Annotated in this window: 11 protein-coding genes; 2 read left to right on the top strand and 9 right to left on the bottom strand. The window is 66.2% G+C overall.

From position 1 onward, the window contains the following. Nucleotides 1–124: 124 nt before the first annotated feature. The 3 genes from hutH to hutC form a co-directional block, all read right to left on the bottom strand. Nucleotides 125–1,690, bottom strand: coding sequence for a histidine ammonia-lyase (hutH, locus tag ABTZ89_RS24235; RefSeq protein ID WP_351048521.1), 1,566 nt, complete (start codon nt 1,688–1,690; stop codon nt 125–127). A 141-nt stretch (nt 1,691–1,831) separates the two neighbouring features. Continuing rightward, nucleotides 1,832–3,256 carry an amino acid permease gene (locus tag ABTZ89_RS24230; RefSeq protein ID WP_351048518.1) on the bottom strand — a complete coding sequence of 475 codons (1,425 nt, stop codon included), beginning with the start codon at nt 3,254–3,256 and terminating at the stop codon, nt 1,832–1,834. Between the two features lie 230 nt (nt 3,257–3,486). Continuing rightward, complete coding sequence (gene hutC / locus ABTZ89_RS24225) at nt 3,487–4,242, bottom strand: histidine utilization transcriptional repressor HutC (RefSeq protein ID WP_270948223.1); 756 nt, start codon at nt 4,240–4,242, stop codon at nt 3,487–3,489. A gap of 513 nt (nt 4,243–4,755) precedes the next feature. Here hutC and ABTZ89_RS24220 point away from each other — a divergent pair. Beyond that, nucleotides 4,756–5,673, top strand: a complete 918-nt coding sequence (locus ABTZ89_RS24220) for a C39 family peptidase (RefSeq protein ID WP_351048515.1) — start codon at nt 4,756–4,758, stop codon at nt 5,671–5,673. Between the two features lie 43 nt (nt 5,674–5,716). Here the strand turns inward: ABTZ89_RS24220 and ABTZ89_RS24215 are convergent, their stop codons facing one another. The 5 genes from ABTZ89_RS24215 to ABTZ89_RS24195 form a co-directional block, all read right to left on the bottom strand. Next, the gene (locus ABTZ89_RS24215; RefSeq protein ID WP_351048512.1) at nt 5,717–6,616 is read right to left on the bottom strand and encodes a hypothetical protein; all 900 of its coding nucleotides are present in this window, start codon (nt 6,614–6,616) and stop codon (nt 5,717–5,719) included. Further along, nucleotides 6,613–8,601 (bottom strand): hypothetical protein, encoded by a 1,989-nt coding sequence (locus tag ABTZ89_RS24210; protein WP_351048509.1) that lies wholly within the window; start codon nt 8,599–8,601, stop codon nt 6,613–6,615. The genes ABTZ89_RS24215 and ABTZ89_RS24210 overlap by 4 nt, the downstream gene beginning before the upstream one ends. Nucleotides 8,602–8,604: 3 nt before the next feature. Further along, nucleotides 8,605–9,042: a hypothetical protein gene (locus ABTZ89_RS24205; RefSeq protein ID WP_351048506.1), complete on the bottom strand. Its 438-nt coding sequence runs from the start codon at nt 9,040–9,042 to the stop codon at nt 8,605–8,607. Nucleotides 9,043–9,439: 397 nt separating this feature from the next. Continuing rightward, on the bottom strand, nt 9,440–11,332 hold the full coding sequence (locus ABTZ89_RS24200; RefSeq protein WP_351048503.1) for a DNA/RNA helicase domain-containing protein: 1,893 nt from the start codon (nt 11,330–11,332) through the stop codon (nt 9,440–9,442). A gap of 175 nt (nt 11,333–11,507) precedes the next feature. Beyond that, nucleotides 11,508–12,098, bottom strand: a complete 591-nt coding sequence (locus tag ABTZ89_RS24195; protein WP_351048500.1) for a TetR/AcrR family transcriptional regulator — start codon at nt 12,096–12,098, stop codon at nt 11,508–11,510. 93 nt (nt 12,099–12,191) lie between these two features. Here ABTZ89_RS24195 and ABTZ89_RS24190 point away from each other — a divergent pair, with 93 nt between their 5' ends. Beyond that, nucleotides 12,192–13,388, top strand: coding sequence for a cytochrome P450 (locus ABTZ89_RS24190; protein ID WP_351048497.1), 1,197 nt, complete (start codon nt 12,192–12,194; stop codon nt 13,386–13,388). Here the strand turns inward: ABTZ89_RS24190 and ABTZ89_RS24185 are convergent. After that, a complete protein-coding gene (locus ABTZ89_RS24185) occupies nt 13,385–13,912 on the bottom strand; it encodes a tyrosine-type recombinase/integrase (protein WP_351048495.1) in 528 nt (175 codons plus the stop codon). The two genes, ABTZ89_RS24190 and ABTZ89_RS24185, sit on opposite strands and share 4 nt — an antisense overlap. Nucleotides 13,913–14,011 lie beyond the last annotated feature (99 nt).

Below are 14,011 nucleotides of genomic sequence, written 5' to 3'. Positions count from 1 at the left end.
GTTGCGGAACCCGACGAGAGGTCAGCTGAGCGAACTCTGCTGACCGTGGCCTCTGCGAACGGAGTAGCCGCCGACGAGATCAAAGCTCAGCTGGCGCGAAAGGTCAAGCGGTGGCTGGAGGTCCTCAGTCGAGCGAGCCGACGACCGCCTCAGCCGCGGCCAGCAGCTGGCCGTTCTGGCACAGCTCGACGGCGGCCTCGATCTCCGGCGACAGGTGCCGGTCGGTGCCCGGGCCCTCGACGTGCTCGCGGATGCGGTCGCGCACGGCCGCGGTCGCCGCCGACGGGGTCAGCGGGCTGCGCATGTCGATGGCGCGAGCCGCGGTCAGCGCCTCGATCGCCAGCACGCGGGTCAGGCCGTCGACGGCCTTGCGCAGCTTGCGGGCCGCGGACCAGCCCATCGAGACGTGGTCCTCCTGCATCGCCGAGGACGGGATCGAGTCGACGCTGGCCGGGACAGCCAGGCGCTTGAGCTCGGAGACGATCGCGGCCTGGGTGTACTGGGCGATCATGTGCCCGCTGTCCACGCCCGGGTCGTCGGCGAGGAACGGGGTCAGGCCGTGGTTGCGGGCCGGGTCCAGGAACCGGTCGGTGCGGCGCTCGCTGATGCTGGCCAGGTCCGCGACGACGATCGCCAGGAAGTCCAGCACGTAGGCCACGGGCGCGCCGTGGAAGTTGCCGTTGGACTCCACGCGGCCGTCGAGGGTGACCACCGGGTTGTCCACGGCGCTGGCGAGCTCGACCGACGCGACCGACTCGGCGTGCGCGATGGTGTCGCGGACACCGCCGGCGACCTGCGGCGAGCAGCGCAGCGAGTAGGCGTCCTGGACGCGGGTGCAGTCCGGACCGGCATGGCTGGCCACGATGCCCGAACCGGCGAGCAGGCGCGACATGTTCGACGCGGCGGCGGCCTGGCCCGGGTGCGGGCGCAGCGCCTGCAGGTCGGCGGCGAAGACGCGGTCGGTGCCGAGCTGGCCCTCCACGCTCATCGCGGCGGTGATGTCGGCGAGCTTGACCAGCCGGCGCAGGTCGTGGCAGGCCAGCACGAGCTGGCCGAGCATGCCGTCCGTGCCGTTGATCAGCGCGAGGCCTTCCTTCTCCTGCAGCTCGACCGGGGCGATCCCGGCGGCGGCGAGGGCCTCGGCGGCGGGCTTGGCCTCGCCGCTGGCGTCGCGGACGGTGCCCTCGCCCATGATGGCCAGCGCGATGTGCGCGAGCGGCGCGAGGTCACCGGAGCAGCCCAGGCTGCCGTACTCGTGGACGACCGGGGTGATGCCGGCCGACAGCACCGCGGCGTAGGTCTCGGCGACCTCGAGGCGGACGCCGGTGCGGCCGGTGGCGAGGGTGGACAGCCGCAGCAGCATCAGCGCGCGGATGACCTCGCGCTCCACCTCCGGGCCGGTGCCTGCGGCGTGCGAGCGCACCAGGCTCTTCTGCAGCTGCTTGCGCAGCTCAAGCGGGATGTGCCGGGTGGCGAGCGCACCGAAGCCGGTGGAGATGCCGTAGACCGGCTTGGGCTCCTCGGCCAGGCTCTCGATCCGGCCGCGGGTGGCCGCGATCTCCTTCTTGGACTCCGCGGACAGCTCCACGCGCGCGCCGTCGCGGGCGACGCGGACGACGTCGGCCGCGCTGACCGCGCCGACTCCCACGACCACGGCAGCGGTGTCCACGGCAGCTTCAGTACGGCTCATGCTCTAACTTCTTTCCTCGTGAGTTGGGGGTTTCGCGCCTCTTCCCGGGCCGGCTGGCCCGGTTCGGGGTCGGCGCGTGAAATTGGGAACCAGCGGCGGCCGGATCGACGGCCGCCGCTGGAGCTCTGGGGTGCGACCGGATCAGCTCGCCCCGACCTCGGAGACGACGCGGTCGTCGTCCGAGCCACCGCTACCAGGTTCGACCGGCCGCCGGCCGATGCCCAGCCAGAAGCCGAGCGACAGCAGCACGAGCCACACCGCACCGACGATGAGCGCCACGCGGGTTTCCGCCGAGAAGGCCAGCAGAACGACGACGAAGGCCAGGAAGGCGATCGCGACGATCTGGGCGAAGGGCCACAGCGGCGCCGGGAACTTCAGCGCTGCGGCTTCCTCAGCGCTCATCTTACGCCGGGCCTGGTAGTGCGACAGCATGATCATCAGCCACACCCACACCGTGGCGAAGGTGGCGATGGAGGCGATGATCGTGAAGATGTCCTCCGGCACGACGTAGTTGAGCACCACGCCGATCAGCAGCGCGCCGGTCATGATGACCACGGTCATCCACGGCACGCCGTTGCGCGAGACCCGGCCCATGATCGCCGGGGCCTGGCCGCGTTCGGCCATGCCGAACAGCATCCGGCCGGCGCCGAAGATGTCGCTGTTGATCGCCGACAGCGCGGCGGTGATGACCACGACGTTGAGCACCGTCGCCGCGGAGTTCAGGCCGAGGCTCTGGAAGATCTCCACGAACGGGCTGCCCTCGCCGTCGATCTGCTGCCACGGGATGATCGACATGATCACGCCCAGGGTCAGCACGTAGAACAGCAGGACCCGGACCGGCACGGTGTTGACCGCGCGCGGGATGGTCTTCGCCGGGTCCTCGGCCTCACCGGCGGTGACGCCGATGATCTCGGTGCCGCCGAAGGCGAACATCACCACGGCGAAGGACATCAGGAAGCCACCGATGCCGTTGGGGAACATCCCGCCGTTGGTCACGAGGTTGGTCACCGTGGGCTCGGCGTGGCCGCCACCGGCGGTGAAGCCGAAGACCAGCACGGCGATGCCGCCGGCGATCATCGCGACGATGGCGACGACCTTGATCAGCGAGAACCAGAACTCGAGCTCGCCGAACGCCTTGACGCTGAGCATGTTCACCGCGGCGAGCAGGAACAGCGTGGCCAGCACCCAGGTCCACCGAGGTACGTCGGGGAACCAGAAGCCCATGTAGACGGCTAGTGCCGTGACGTCCGCGATGGCGACGATGACCATCTCGAACGTGTAGGTCCAGCCGGTGATGAAGCCCGGCAGGCGCCCGAGGTGCCGGGTGGCGTACTCGCCGAACGAACCGGGCACCGGGTCGGCCACGGCCATCTCGCCGAGCGCCCGGAGCACGATGAACACCACGGCGCCGCCGATCAGGTAGGCGAACAGCACCGAAGGGCCCGCCTGGCTGATCGCGTCCGACGATCCGTAGAAGAGGCCGGTCCCGATGGCCGAGCCGAGAGCGATGAAGCGGATGTGCCGTGCCGTGAGGCCTCGACTCAGGGCCGCCGCGCCTTTTCTCACCTAGTTCCTCCCTGCGGGAACCACGTCGTTCCCTGTGTTGCGACCGGGGTGGTGAACCGCTCGGTTCGGGGCCGCCGGACTGTGCTTGCGCGCACAATCGGAGGCGGTGCGATATGTATAGTGCTGTATATACAGCTCGTCAAGAGGTCGGTTCGAAATCAGCTGACGCACAACGCCCACGCGATGACGAACACGAACAATCCAGACAGCAAAAGGGGATCTGAGCGACCTCAGGTCGCGTCGAAGGTGCCTTCGAGGCGGAACCGCGATCCAGGATGCAACAGGCGCGCAGTGCTCACGAGGCGACCCTCCGACCACGTGCGCCGGTGGATCAGCAGGCACGGCTCGAACTCCTCGATGCCCAGCCGCGCGCAGTCCTCCGCGCCGCCCAGCACCGCCTCCACCACGTGCTCGCCCTTGCCCAGCGGCGCGATCTGCGACAGGTAGCTGTTCGGCGTCTGCACCGAGAAGTCCTGGTCCAGGTAGTCCGGGGCCAGCTCGGGGTTGACGTGCCGGTCCTCGAGCTGGATCGCGACGCCGTCCTCGAAGTGCACGACGATCGAGTGGAAGACCGGCAGCCCCTCGGTGATCCCGAACAGGCGGTGCATGCGCAGGTCGGCGGGTTCCTCCCGCAGCAGCACGACCTCGGTCCGATGCCGGTGCCCGCGCCGCTGGACCTCGTCGGCTATGTTGCGCACCTCGTACAGCGCCGAGCTGCTCTTGCGCTCGGCGACGAACGTCCCCACCCCGGCCAGCCGGACGACGAGACCTTCCGCGCTCAGCTCGCGCAGCGCCCGGTTGATGGTCATCCGCGACAGCCCCAGGGCGTTGACCAGCTGGCTCTCGGAGGGCAGCAGCGCGCCCTCGGCCCAGCGCCCGGTGCCGATCTGCTCGGTGATCACGTCCTTGAGGCGGCGGTACGCGGGAGCGGACTCGCGGCGGCTCTCGTGGAACAGCGCGGCGACGTCCAACGCATCAATGGTCACCGGTCACCGCCCACCTCAGAGATCAAACCGTACGTCCAGTCTATCGGCCGCACCCCGCCCGGAAGTGTTCCGGGAGCAGAACGCCGCAGGTTCGGCGATCGTTCCGCGACCTTGTGCCCAGGGTCACGACGGCGTTGTGCCGATCTTCGCGGCGCATGATCACCGGTCGGTCGATCTCGACCGGAAGCTCGCCGGCCGGCCCGGTCGATCCTCCCCGGGCAATCGAGTACGCACTCCCCTCACCAGTGCAAACGGCACCTCGGCCGGACACGGCGTCCGGATTCGGAGCCGACCGCTGCGGACCGAGCCCCTCGATCAACACGATCTGTTACTCAGAGTTGCCGTCAAGCCTTATTCGACTAACTGATCAGGTGAAACGTTGAAGACCAGATAACTCTTGGTTACGTTCCTGGTGGCTGCGAAATCACGATCCGGTCACGACGCCTCGTCGCCGCGAGGCACTACCGCCCCCGACGGTGGCCGCCGGATCTCCCCCGACGTGGAAAGGCTTACGTGCAGAAGCAGGACAACGCGGGCGGCCCCACCCCGAAGGCTTCGCTCCGCGCACTCGTTGACAAGTTCGGCCTGAACGCGAACGGCTCCCGGACCCGCCGGGTGTCCGCCAAGGTCCTCCCGGTGGTCGTCGCCGGCGGCGCCCTCGTGCTGGTCGGCCAGTCGATGGCCACGGGCGCCGACCAGGAGCCCACGACCGCCCACATGCGGGCGGTCGACAACGAGACCCCGGCCCAGGCCCAGGTCCCGGCCGCCCTCGCCCCGGCCGCCCCGGCCGCTCCCCCGGTCCAGGCAGCTCCCCTGGCCCCGCAGACCCCGCCCGCTCCAGCAGCACCGGCTGCCCCGGCAGCACCGGCGGCCCCGGCTCCCGAAGAGCACCCCGCTCCGAAGGAGGCACCGCCGGTCACCAAGTCCCTCGACGTGGACTACCAGGCGCAGCAGACCAGCTACTGGTGCGGCCCGACCGCGACGCGCATCGCGCTGTCCGCCAAGACCGACGACCTGCCGGACCAGGGCTCGCTCGCCGCTGACCTCGGCACCACCGAGAACGGCACCGACACCATCCACCAGGTCGTCGACGGGATGAACAGGAAGCTGCCCGGGGCCAACTACGAGGCCCGCGACTGGAGCGACCGCCAGATGTCCCCGGAGCTGACCGACCAGCTGTGGTCGGACACCGTCCGCGACGTCAACGACGGCAAGGCGATCGTGGCCAACATCGTGGCGGCGCCCGGCAACCAGCCGCCCGGCTACCCGTCGAGCGAGACGATCTACCACTACGTGGCGATCATCGGCTACAACGCCGAGGACAAGACGGTGCACGTCTCCGACCCGGCGCACTTCAACGGCATCGAGGACTACTGGCTGAGCCTCGACCAGATGGCATCCCTGATCAAGCCCAAGGGCTACGCCGCCTGACGCTCCCCCACGACGAAGGCCCCGCCACCCGGCGGGGCCTTCGTCAATCTCCAGAACGGTCCCCCCTCAAGTCCCCTACGTCGGCAACTTCTGCTTCCCGATCTGCGGACTCCGAACTAGTGGAGTGCTCGCCCATTACTGGCGACCCTTCACCCGAGACTGCGACTTCCGTCTGATGATCGGTACTTGTCGAGTCTGCCAACAAATCAAGCCGATCCACTAGGTCGTCGCGCTGAAAATGGGTCAGGTATTCGCGAAACAAGCCGACCAACGCACGGTGCTTCGCAGGACTGGTGGTATCGATAAATTCGACGAGTATGCGAGCAAACGAATCTTGCTCGGCAAGTTGTTCAGCGTCGCGCTGCTTACGCGCGTTGTCCATCTTGGCGAGCATCGCGTCGAACCCAGCAGATGACAGTACGGCCAGCTTGTCTGGGCGTTGATCGGCCCACCACGCCCAAGCCAGTCCGTGATCCCCAAACAGCTTTTCGCGGCCACGAGCCCGTTCGCGTTCTCGGTCGGCGCGGATTCGTTCGTCGCGACGGGCGGCTAAGTAGTCTTTAGTGACGATCCCGCTGTTCATAGCCGGGGCAAGGCACACGATTCCGCTAACCATCGCGTTTATGGGCGTTCCCACCTTCTTTGGCATGGCAACCTCAGTGTTGATTGCCAGTTCAACGGCATCAACGTGCACAACCAGCTGCGTAGCCGTGTGCTGTACTGTCACTTCTTGAAGCCTGGAGAGCGCCGCAGCGCTGGCCTGGCGGTGCCACTCGTTATCTCCAGTTATCCTATCGGGAATATTGACACCTTCTTCACGCGCCGGCACCCAATGCGGATAGAGCCACGCATCGAAGTCCGCGCCAGGAACATAACTGGCGACAGTGATATGGAACGGCGCTACCCCAGGAAGGACCTGATTGCCATATTTCCAGCGAGTCATGGGGTCGACCACCTTTGCTGGCGGTGGTGATTCACGAGATCACTCATCACCCTTTGGTGCAACTCATCTGACACATTTTTGAATACCAGAGTCGTCAGACTCAGCTCCGAATCCAAGTACAACACCGGCATACAGACTGAGAGCACAGTGTCACGGTCGAGATCCCGATCCTCACTCGCCTTGACCCACGTATACATGGCTTGAGCACACGCTTCGGCCCCCAGCGCTCGAAACGACTCCTGCCAGCATCGCACCAACGTCGCGCTCATGGACTGATCTCGACTCACATCTCCAACGAGCTTCGGGACAATCGAAACATCACGGTAGGTAGCGAGCTCCAGGAACACTGTCGCACCGCGTCGCGGGTTACTTGCCAACATAGCGGTCACTGCATCCATAACAGCAGGCCGGAGATCATCCTGTTCTGCGAGAGAGCTCAATGCACGCCCCGCTGACCGCAGTACGCTCAGCGAAGCGTGACGATTGGTGAGGATTTTGCCGAGACGTGTCAATGCGAGATTGGTGCGTTCGATACCGAGCCTTCCACCACACACCGCAGCGGCCAGATCAAGTAACATCAGGTCACTACTCGAAGCCCACCCAGAAATTCGATTACGCACATAGGAACCAATATAAGGATCCAAGATACTTCGGTCCAAAATCATGACTGCAAGATCACGATGACCAGCCTTCGCTTGATCCCGCGCGAAATCAACCAGTTTCTGACCACTCCCCCTTCGCAGCCCTAAACCCGCAATAACCGTGGCTATCCTTTCGCGCCGTGTACGCGACATCTTATCTTCAGTTCCAAGATGAACGAGCCAGTCCAGCAGGATGGGGTGCAGTTTAGGGCGCTGCCGCCACACGTGATCAAGCACGGCCGTGTCGAACCCTGGACGTTTATCATTTAGCGACACCATGTGGTCGGGACTTATATCAGCCCCAGTGCTGGCTAGCCTTTCCACCAGATCAGGCGCTCGAAGTGGGTTACGAATTGTATTTTCCTCGTTCGCGATCTCCAGAAGATCGTCGGCGGCGTTGACCATATCTTGGTCTCGAGCCTTGCCCAACGCTGCGGCGGCAATGAGGATAGCGCGATCGTAAATGTCCGTATGTTTGCGAAACCATGTCCGGAGATGCTCCGACCAGTTACGAAACTCGTCTATCGCTACCTGCTGGGCGCTTACTTTGCCATCTTTTGAATTTTCGGCGCGCGAGATCGCCGAAGCCAACCTGACAGCATTAGTCGGAGACAACGACGACTCAGCTAATGTGGTCGAGAACGGCGGCTCAGCGAGCCACTCAATACGGTCATCCCGCTGAAAACGATCACGCAGTGCCACTTTTGCGATATCCGCGGCAAACGGCGCTTGCCAGACCACAGTGATCGACTGAGCGGATGTCTCACAGCGCTCCCAGACCTTCGGTGTCACAAGCACAACGAGAAACGACTCCAGCCGTTGTAGCGTCGCTACATGCTCCACCAAGCTCGCCCCGAACTGACTCGAGGGGCGAGCATCATCCTCGCCCACAGGGTCGATCTTGTCCACGCTGTCAGAAAGGTCCAGCAGGTAGCCGTAACGAGGGACCTGGGGCAGCAATTCGACCTGGGGACGAAGCCAACTCGGCCGCAACCGGCGGAATTCCCGAATGGACACGCCTTCACGACGAGCTTGGCTGTCAGCTGCGGTAAGCAGGTTCACCGCAGCTGTACGACGCCCTGTGCCGCGCTGAGCACTCAGCACAACCACATGATCATTGAGAAAGCGATCCCGAATCGCAGGATAGTCAGGCGTCTCCACAAACTCCTGCTGCAACTCCTGAAATTCCCAATCCATTGGTTCCGAACCGATTACACCATAGTGATGGTGTTCGATGTTCTCAACGACATCACGTCCGGCAACGCGAGGATTTGACCCATTATCGGCCAGAACGGCATTGATTATACTTTGCGGCCTATTGCCGTCACGGTCCGGACCGACCACTGGTCACTCTCCAGACGGCAAGTTTACGTTCACATCACCAATACCGCTAGATATAATTCGACTACCCCCCATCGCAATATTTCGATTCACGACGCTTTGCCGGGCAGTCGGCGGCTCATCGGATTCATCGCCGTACAATTCAGCTAGAGCACGAAGTTCATCAGCACACTCCGGATGGTCCTCGAGGAACTCCTGAAGCCGCACGGTCCATTTCGTGTCGACACGATCGACGAGATCAGTTTTGCCACTCTCGCGCGCAGCAAGGATCCGATCCTTGTCCCGTTCCAACTGCTCTTCTTCACGCGCAGTTTCATCCTTGTTCCCGCGACCGAGGATCTTGCCAAGCCCACCCTTAAAGCCCGTCCACGCATCAGTAGTGATCGATTTCGCCAATGCGGCAATCACTGCAACGATGATCGTGGCTTCGGACGTCGGATCCATACCTGCGTTCCTCCCCCATGCGTGACGTAACGGTTCCACCGTAAAGATCATCTCTTGAACCATGGCAGCGATCAGAGAATTTTCGCCTGAGTGGACCAATGATGGTGACTGCGCGTTCCCAACCTGCCCCCACGAGAGCATCACCGATCACTCAGTTGTCGGATCAAGGTTACACTCGGGAAAACCGAACAATGCATTACACACTCTGGCCTTCTAGCGAAGGGGAGAGTTAATTTTCACAAATGCGCCAGCCGGAGCTCGAAACGCCCCTGCGGACGAAAATCGAGAAGCTGAACAGCTGCTTGTTGCGTTGAAGGATTCGAACCAGAGCTGGATTGCTTTAACCGCGGGTGAGGTCACCAGGCCCGCCCCCGGCGGGGCCTTCGTCGTATCTGCCTCAGCGGGTCACCTGTTCCAGGAACGCCTGCGTCTCCTCGTCCGGCGAGTACACGCACACCCCGCTCATCCCCCGCGTGAGCAGCACCTTGTAGGTGTTTCGGATGAGCCCGGCGAAGTGGAGGTCGTCGGCCTTGCGGACCGCAGGGTCGTGCGAGTGGCTGCGCCGAGCGATCCACTGCCCGTCCCGGCGCACGAAATCAGGTCCGATGATCACGCCGGCCCAGTCGTACTCGAACCCCTGCGCGGTGTAGATGCAGCCGACCTGGCCGAACCCGCGCTCGTCGGAAGCCCAGAAGTAGGACTCCGGCGCGTCGGGAACGCGCTTCTCCGGCTTGGCGTTCCAGGGCCGCTTCCAGCCCTCGATGACGACGTCGTCGACGAGGCTCTTGCCCTGGTCCGTCTTGACCGGATCGCTCCACGGCCAGCAGTAACCCGCGGCGATGCGCGCGTTCCCTCCGTGCGCCGACTGCTGAGCGCGCAGCCACGCCTCCATCGCCTGCGGAGAAGCCGCGCTGGTGACGACGAAGTCGTCGTCGACGGGCGAGGCGAGCTGGCTCCACGCCGCGGGCGCGGCCGGCTGGAGGCCGAGGAGCCGCGACACCCAGATGTCGAACGCCTCGGAGCCGCCGCAGCGGAACTGCCCGTCCAGGCGCACCACCTCGACCTCGCATCCCCGCGACTTCGCCGAGGTGGTGATCTCCTCCAGCGACCCCATCTCCCCCGGACGCACGATCTGGTTCTCGTCGAGGAGGAACACCGGCACGGACGCGACGTCGATGAGTTCGTCGATCTGGCGCCCGGCGGCGTCGCGGACGTCCTTCTTGGTGTAGCGGTTGACGCTGGTTTCCCGGATGCGGTGCGCTTCGTCGCAGATCAGCACGTCGAGCTCGCGCGGCTCGGAGCCGACGTAGTTGTTGAAGTACTTGAACAAGCCCTGCACCCGGGTGTTCCGGCGCCCCGCGATCTTGCGCAGCGTGCGGGTGAAGGCGCTGGAACCGGTGGCGTGATGCACTGTGCGGCCCTGCCGGGCGAGCTCACCGACGAGGCTGAGCGCGATGGCGCTCTTGCCCGAGCCGGGACCGCCGAGGACGATCACGGCGGTCCGGGAATCGGCGGCGCGAGCCTTGCGCACCGCCTGCATGACCGTCTCGAAGGCGACCTTCTGCTCGTCGAGCAGTACGAACTGCTCCCGCTCCTGGATCTCCTTGGCCGCGAGGTCGAGCAGCGGCTTGGACGGGGCGTGGTGGAAGTTCAGGAACTCCTCAGCCGCATCGCGCGCGGAGTCGCGGTCGCCGGCTCGGTCGAGCACGGACTGCAGGTGATCGACGAGCTTCCCGCGGTCGTCGAGGGTGAACAGCCGGCCGTAATCGCTCAGCGCGTGATCCCGCAGCGCGGTGACGCTGGCGTTGCGCGCGTTGTGCAGGTATGCGATGCCGTGGACCGACCGGGGCCGCGCGGCGAGCGAGGGGGTCGAATCGACCAGGTACTCGCAGTAGCGGCGGACCTGTTCGACCGGGTGCAGAACGGGATTCTCGCCGTAGGCGGAGATGCGGACGAGATCGCCGAGCGTCTCCTCGACCTGGGACCACTGCTTCAACTCGACGAGCACGTAGCTGGGCTCACCCGTCTTGGGATGTGTTCCGCACAGGACGGCATCCACCCGCCTCGGACTGTGCGGGAGCTTGTGCTCCAGGAGCACTTCGACGTGCCCCAACCCGGCATCGGCGAGATCTGCGAGCAGCACCGGAAGGCTCCGCTGCCAGGCCCGCACCTCGGAGATCCCCACCCGGGCCTCGAGCTGGAACTTCGCCTGCTCGTTGAGCAGCAGGTGCAAACGATCAGCTCTCGCCTCGTCGAGCAGCTCCGCCGCGCTCCGACGAACCAGCGCCACTTCCAACCCCCACTGGGCACGCGTGATCCACGCGCGGGTGGGGGCAGCGACGAAGTGCGAACTTCGGTGCCCGTCGGGCCGCGATCTTCTCGGACAAGGCTAATGGGTCGATCTTCGTGCGAGCCGTCCGGGTGACCGGTGCGCCGTCGGCCTTCCTTCCTGTCGAATCCGCAGGTCAGGCGTGCGGTCGGGCAGCTTGGACCACGGCGTCGATCGCCTGGGAGACGCGGTCGGCCGCGTCGTCGGGGTCGGGTTGGCCCGCGTCGAGCCAGGCGATGACGGCTTCGAGGGCGACGGTGGGGACCAATCTCGCCGCCCAGTCCTGCCAGGGGCCGTCCGGGATCGTTCCGCTGAGGTGGCGCTCCGCGATCTCGGTGGAGGCGATTCGGATCGAGTCGGTGATGTCGCGGAACTCCGGCTCCCGCGCTGCGTGGCGGAACAGCAGCCGGAACCCGTCGGGGTCCTCGCTCGCGGCTCGCAGCAGCGCGGGGATGCTGGTTTCGTCGAAGTCGTCTTCGCCGACGGCCTCGGTGAGCCGGGCGCTGGCGCGGTCGAGGACCGCTCGGTAGAGGTCGGTCTTCGAGTCGAAGTGCCGGTAGAGGATCACGCGGCTGATGGCGGCCTCGGCGGCGACGTCGTCCAGGCTCGTCGCACTGTGACCGCCACGGGCGAACGCCCTGGTCGCCGCGTCGAGGATCTGCTCGCGCCGTTGCGCCCGAGGCATGCGCCGCGTCGACTCCGCGGCTCCAGTCGCTCGACGTGCCATCGCTGCCACCCCTCCTCTTGTTAACGCCGAAGTTAACACCTACCTTTGTTTACTCCGGGATATACACACCGGGGTGAACATGGGGAGGGTGACGTGAACGCACCGATCCAGCTGCCGTTCGACCAGCAGCACCCGTTGGAGTTCCCACCGCAGGTCCGCGCCCTGCAGCCCCAGGGCGCGGTGCACGAAGTGCGCACCGAGGCGGGCGACAGGGCATGGCTGGTGACCAGCTACGCCCTGGTGCGCCGACTGCTGGCCGATGAGCGGCTCGGCCGCTCGCATCCGGCTCCGGAACGCGCAGCCCGGGTCGGCGAGTCCGCGCTGTTCGGCGGCCCGCAGGGCGACTTCGAGACCGAGCAGGCCGACCACGCCCGGATGCGCGAGCTGCTGCAGCCGCACTTCTCGCCCAAGCGGATGCGCGAGCTGCGTTCCCGCGTCGAGGCGCTGGCCGACGAACTGCTGGACGACTTGGCCGAGAAAGGGCCACCAGCAGACCTGCACGCCGCGCTCGCGCTCCCGCTTCCGATCCTGGTGATCTGCGAGCTCCTCGGCGTGCCCTACGAGGACCGCGACCTGTTCCGCGCGTGGACGCAGGCAGCAGCCGACGTCACCGACCGGGCTCGCTCCGAACGGGGACTGGCCGACCTGTTCGACTACGGCCGGCAGCTGGTCGCCCGCAAGCGCCGCGATCCCGATGACAACGTGATGTCCCGGCTGTGCGCCGCGGACGGGATGGGCGACGACGAGGTCGCCATGCTGTCGATGGCCCTGCTCTTCGCCGGTCACGAAACGACCGTGGTGCAGATCGGCATGGGTGCGCTGCTGCTGTTGACCAACCGGGCGCAGTGGCGAGCGCTGCTGGCCGAACCGGGCCTGGTGCCGGGCGCGGTCGAGGAGATCCTCCGCATGCCGGTCGGCGGCGGTGGCGGCGGCGGGATCCCCCGCTACGCCCGGACCGAGTTCGACATCGACGGCGTCACCGTCCACACGGGAGACCTCGTCCTGCTCCACCCCGGTGCGGCCAACCGCGACCAGGCCGTCTTCGCCGATCCCGATTCCTTCGACATCGCGCGAAAACCGTTCGGCCACTTGAGCTTCGGCCACGGCCCGCGGTACTGCGTAGGCGCTCCGCTGGCCCGCATCGAGCTGCACGCGGTGTTCAGCCGCCTGCTCGCCCGCTTCCCCGCGATGCGACTGGCCGTCCCACTCGACCAACTGGAGCTGCGCCGAGGTTCCCTGGCGGGCGGGCTGGTCGAACTCCCGGTGACCTGGCGAGAAGGCGCGCCCTAGCCGCCGGAGAGTTCACCTAGGACGTTCAGCGTCCGGTTCGCGCGGACCGACATCCGCTGCTCGCGGGCGGTCACGTCGATGTAGGTCTGGCTGGAGTTGATCGACGAGTGGCCGAGCAGCTTCGCGATCTCGGCGGCGTTGGCGCCGTCCTCGGCCAGCCGGGTGGCGAAGGTGTGCCGCAACGCGTGCACCATCGCGCCCGGCTGCACCCGGTCCGAAACCCCAGCCGCCCGCAGCGACTGCCGCACCAGGTACTGCAACCCGCCGCGTTGGAGCCGCTCGCCGCGGTGGTCGACGAACAGCGGCTCGCTGCCGGGCAGCCGCTCGCCGAACCGCTCCCGCCGCGACCGCAGGTAGTCCTGGATCAGCGCGTCCAGGGAGTCCTCGATCGGGATCGACCGGTTCTTGCCGCCCTTGCCGTGCACGTGCAGCCGCCGATCACCGCTGCGCCCGGCCAGCGACCCCGCGGTCAGCTCGAGCAGCTCCGCCGAGCGCACCCCGGTGCACAGCAGCGTGGCCAGCACCGCGAGAACAGGCCGATCAGCCAGATCGCCCAGACCACCGAGCGGCGGGCTTCCTTGGCGGTGGGAACGGTGTAGAAGCGCATCAGCACGTGCGGCAGA

Source organism: Saccharopolyspora sp. NPDC002686, from assembly GCF_040295745.1.
Classification (GTDB): domain Bacteria; phylum Actinomycetota; class Actinomycetes; order Mycobacteriales; family Pseudonocardiaceae; genus Saccharopolyspora; species Saccharopolyspora oryzae.
Note: the sequence above shows the minus strand (reverse complement) of the source record. Positions and strands in the feature narration are given on the sequence as shown.